Genomic DNA, 1,068 nt, shown 5'->3' with positions numbered 1-1,068 from the left:
GAAGCGCGACCTCCGCGGCATCCCTCTCGACGACACGTTCAACGTGCTCGGAGCCGCCGCGGCCGGTTTCGCGATCGCCACGCTGCTGTTCGGATGGCTGACGCCCATGACGGGTTACGTCGGCTGGATCGTCGTCGCCTTCCTCGCCTTCCTCTTGGTCTACGCGGTGCTCGCATCCCTGCGCGCCGATCGCCTGGCCGTCACCGACCGCATCATGACCACGCTGTTCTACTCGGCCGGGGTCCTTCTCCTCGGCGCACTGATCTTCGTGCTGGGCTATACGGTCATCCGCGGTCTCCCGGCGCTGATCAACCCGAACTTCTTCGTGCAGACGATGACGCTCGCCGGTCCTCTCGACCCGCTGAGTGTCGGTGGAGTGGCTCACGCGATCGTCGGAACGCTGATCCAGATCAGCATGGCGCTCGTGATCACGATTCCCCTCGGGATCGCCACCGCCGTCTTCCTCAACGAGATCGGCGGACCGTTCGCCCGTTTCGTGCGAACGATCTCCGACGCGATGACGGCGCTTCCGTCGATCGTGGCGGGTCTGTTCGTCTACGCGGCCGTCGTCACCCTCATCACCCACCAGCGATCCGGCTTCGCCGCGACACTCGCGATCAGCGTCATGATGCTTCCGATCATCATCCGGGCCTCGGATGTGCAGCTGCGTCTGGTGCCCCACAATCTGCGCGAGGCGTCCTACGCTCTCGGCACGAACCGCTGGCGCACCGTCTGGCATGTCGTTCTGCCCACGTCGCGCTCGGGGCTCGTCACGGCGGTGATCCTCGGAACGGCGCGAGGAATCGGCGAGACCTCGCCGGTGCTCCTCACCTCGGGCGTCACCGCGGAGATGAACCTCAATCCCTTCCAGGGTCCGATGATCTCGCTTCCGCTCCAGGTGTTCGACTTCGTCAAGTCGCCTGAGCCCAACATGATCTCCCGCGGATTCGGGGCCGCGGCCGTGCTCGTGCTCCTGGTGCTGACGTTGTTCATCGTCGCCCGCCTCATCGGCGGATCGGGTGCCGGCCAGTTGTCCGATCGTCAGCGTCGAGCCGCGGCGGCAGCGTC

At 66.0% G+C, this 1,068-nt stretch carries 1 protein-coding gene; it reads left to right on the top strand.

What is annotated here, in order from left to right; all coding sequences use genetic code 11:
• Positions 1–1,068: phosphate ABC transporter permease PstA (pstA, locus tag ASG00_RS10320; RefSeq protein ID WP_235559503.1), on the top strand; the 1,068-nt coding region annotated here is incomplete at both ends.

The sequence above is a fragment of the Microbacterium sp. Leaf351 genome, assembly GCF_001423825.1.
In the GTDB taxonomy this organism is placed as follows: domain Bacteria; phylum Actinomycetota; class Actinomycetes; order Actinomycetales; family Microbacteriaceae; genus Microbacterium; species Microbacterium ginsengisoli.
Note: the sequence above shows the minus strand (reverse complement) of the source record. Positions and strands in the feature narration are given on the sequence as shown.